This is a genomic window from Vibrio sp. 1078-1, assembly GCF_033340475.1.
On the sequence record NZ_JAWOWM010000044.1, the window covers coordinates 1 to 3,105 of the forward strand.

A 3,105-nucleotide genomic window follows, 5' to 3' on the forward strand; every position below is an offset into this window, starting at 1 on the left:
GGTTGATGAAGTACTGCCTGAACAACCCATGCGTCAGTGGGTGTTGAGCTTCCCGTTTCAGCTGCGTTTCCTGTTTGGGGTCGTTTGCGGGAAGGGGCGGAATCCTACGCTAAGGCTTTGGCCAGCGATATTCTCCGGTGAGATTGATGTGTTCCCAGGGGATAGGAGAAGTCGCTTGATATCTAGTATGACGTCTGTCGCACCTGCTTGATCGCGGCCGCGATAGCTAGATCGCGTTGCTCCTCTTCTCCATCCGCGTTCCAAGCTGCGGAAAGGCACCCATAAGCGTACGCCTGGTCGAGCAGGCGACGCGGATCGACGTCCAGCGCACGAGAGAATGCGTCCGCCATCTGTGCAATGCGTCTAGGATCGAGACAAAGGTCGTCTCTGTCAGCCGGATCGTAGAACATATTGGCGGCGCCAAAGCCCACTTCACCGACCAGACCGACGGGATCTATCACCAGCCAGCCGCGACTGGAGAACATGATGTTTTCATGATGCAGATCGCCATGTAGCCCACGCAGTTCCGAGGCATTGCTCATCATTTGATCGGCTATAATCGCCGCGTGGACGTAGTCAGTTTGACAACCTGCGTTTTGATCATCGCGCGCCCGCTGAAACAAAGCTGCAAAGCGATCCCGGATCGGGAGAAGGGCAGAAGGCAGGGGTTCCTCAGATGCGGCATACAGCTTCGCCATTAGTTCCGCTGCAATTTCGGTCGCCTGGTAGTCGCCGTGCTCGGCAACGATGTGAGAGAGCATTCGCTCCCCGGCATATTCGAGCAACATCAGATTGTTCTCACGACCGAGCAACCGGACTGCTCCCCTCCCATTGCGCCATACCAGATAGTCGGCCCCGCGCAGTTCATCAGCAATGTCTTCTATAGGTTTCAATCCCTTGACGATTGCAGGAGTCCCGTCTGGCAATGAAACTTTCCAAACGAGGCTGGAAAAGGTGTCCGCAATGAGAACAGGTTGCGAAACGTGCCAATGAGCAGGAAAAACAGGCGGCATGAACATCAACCCCAAGTCAGAGGGTCCAATCGCAGATAGAAGGCAAGGCGTTCGCGGTCGGGGGCTTCGATCCCCAATACATTGAATAGGACAGCGAAGGCGCGCTCTGCTTCATCTGGCGCTGCCCAGTTCTCTTCGGCGTTAGCAATCATGAGTGCCAAATCGGCATAGCGATCTGCTGTTCCGAGCCGCCCAAGGTCGATCAGACCCGTGCATTGAAGAGTTTTAGGGTCCACCATGAAGTTCGGCATGCAGGGATCACCATGGCAAACAACCATATCGGTGCGCTCTTGGTCGAGCCGCACCGGTAGCTCTCGTTCGACACGAGCCAAAAGATCGAGCTGCGGCGTACTCTTGTCCTCGTCCGGTAAGAAGTCGGGATTGACGGCATTGCGGGACACCACATCAACGGCGCGTCCGAACATTCGCGACAGCCTGCGCTCAAACGGACATTGATCAACCGATAGGCTGTGAACAGCGCCAAGTTGCTGCCCCATTGACGGCCACGCTTTGAGCAAATCCGCTCCAGACAGATCAGCCGCCGGTACTCCCGGAATTGCCGTTATCACCAAGCATGCACCCTCCTGTTCCTCCTGCCAGTTGATCACCTCGGGGCAAGCCACACCTCGACCTTTGAGCCAAATGAGGCGGTCACGCTCTCCAGCGAGCTCACCGCGGCGGGAAGCAGGTGCGATTTTCGCGAAGGCATGCCCGTCACCACGTCGAAAAACAAAATCACCAGATTCTCCGCCTCTGACAGGCAACCAGTCAGAATGCGATTCACCAAAAAAAATATTAGTTCGATTCAATGGAGGTTCCTTCAGTTTTCTGATGAAGCGCGAATATAGAGAAATATCCCGAATGTGCAGTTAACGAATTCTTGCGGTTTCTTTCAGCGCCGCCAATACCGCCAGCCCGTCGCGCAAGGGGCGCGGCTCGTGTGTGCGGATGAAGTCAGCTCCACCTGCGGCGGCGGCAAGCTCTGCAGCGAGTGTCGCGGCCCCGACATCCCCCGGACCACGGCCTGTGAGCGCGCGCAGAAAGGATTTGCGCGAAACAGACAGAAGCACCGGCAAATCGAAGCGCAGCCGCAATTCATCGAACCGCGCCAGCACCGAGAGCGAGGTTTCGGGAGCAGCCCCCAGAAAAAACCCCATGCCGGGATCAAGGACAAGGCGGTTGCGTTTGATACCGGCACCCGTCAGCGCCGCGATGCGCGCGTCAAAGAACGCCGCAATGTGATCCATGATGTCGCCAGCGGGTGCCTCGCGCCGATCTGCCTGCCCGTCTTGCACCGAATGCATAACGACGAGTTTGGCAGATGATTTCGCCAATTGCGGATAGAACGCAGCGTCTGGAAAACCGCGAATATCATTGAGATAGGCTACACCACGCGACAAGGCATAGGCTTGCGTCGCGGGTTGATAACTGTCGAGCGAGACGGGAATGCCATCTGCCTTGAGCGCGTCCAGCACCGGCGCGATACGCGCGATTTCTGTGTCGGACGAAACAGGCGCGGCGTCGGGATTGCTGGATGCCGGACCGAGGTCGATCACATCTGCCCCCTCGGCCATCAGCTTACGCGCCTGCGCAATGGCTGCGTCTGGCGCCAGATACCGGCCTCCATCGGAGAAACTGTCCGAGGTTATGTTGACGATGCCGAAAATGATGAGCGATTTATTCATGGGGGCTTCTATAATAATAATAATCGAGCATGAGTCTCATACGGATGCTCGGGTCGAAAGGGAATCCCCAGGCGAGTAACCTGTTTGCGGTGATCCATTAGCTGCAGGAGCAGAATAGCATACATCTGGAAGCAAAGCCAGGAAAGCGGCCTATGGAGCTGTGCGGCAGCGCTCAGTAGGCAATTTTTCAAAATATTGTTAAGCCTTTTCTGAGCATGGTATTTTTCATGGTATTACCAATTAGCAGGAAAATAAGCCATTGAATATAAAAGATAAAAATGTCTTGTTTACAATAGAGTGGGATACAGACACGCTTGATATGTTTGGAGATGGGGTTCTAGGGATTTTCCCCTCTAAAAAGACTTAATCCTCTGTAGACCACACCAATAAATGGCTGCGGAGGTGGG

General features: G+C 55.2%; 4 protein-coding genes. 1 reads left to right on the top strand and 3 read right to left on the bottom strand.

Annotated features, from left to right (window positions below; translation table 11 throughout):
* On the top strand, window positions 1–211 hold a 211-nt coding region (locus R7190_RS25405; RefSeq protein WP_206926156.1), incomplete at its 5' end, for a hypothetical protein.
* Here the strand turns inward: R7190_RS25405 and R7190_RS25410 are convergent.
* The 3 genes from R7190_RS25410 to sul2 are packed head-to-tail and all read right to left on the bottom strand — an operon-like array spanning window position 183 to window position 2,698.
* Window positions 183–1,019, bottom strand: coding sequence for an aminoglycoside O-phosphotransferase APH(6)-Id (locus tag R7190_RS25410; RefSeq protein WP_000480968.1), 837 nt, complete (start codon window positions 1,017–1,019; stop codon window positions 183–185). The genes R7190_RS25405 and R7190_RS25410 overlap by 29 nt on opposite strands.
* Window positions 1,019–1,822 carry an aminoglycoside O-phosphotransferase APH(3'')-Ib gene (gene aph(3'')-Ib, locus R7190_RS25415; RefSeq protein WP_001082319.1) on the bottom strand — a complete coding sequence of 268 codons (804 nt, stop codon included), beginning with the start codon at window positions 1,820–1,822 and terminating at the stop codon, window positions 1,019–1,021. Before aph(3'')-Ib ends, R7190_RS25410 begins: the two co-directional genes overlap by 1 nt.
* A gap of 60 nt (window positions 1,823–1,882) precedes the next feature.
* Window positions 1,883–2,698: a sulfonamide-resistant dihydropteroate synthase Sul2 gene (gene sul2 / locus R7190_RS25420; RefSeq protein WP_001043260.1), complete on the bottom strand. Its 816-nt coding sequence runs from the start codon at window positions 2,696–2,698 to the stop codon at window positions 1,883–1,885.
* Window positions 2,699–3,105: the final 407 nt, after the last annotated feature.

Excerpts from the sequence above, each read along its gene's own strand:
- R7190_RS25410 (WP_000480968.1), bottom strand. The coding sequence starts at position 1,019 with ATGTTCATGCCGCCTGTTTTTCCTGCTCATTGGCACGTTTCGCAACCT.
- sul2 (WP_001043260.1), bottom strand. The coding sequence starts at position 2,698 with ATGAATAAATCGCTCATCATTTTCGGCATCGTCAACATAACCTCGGAC.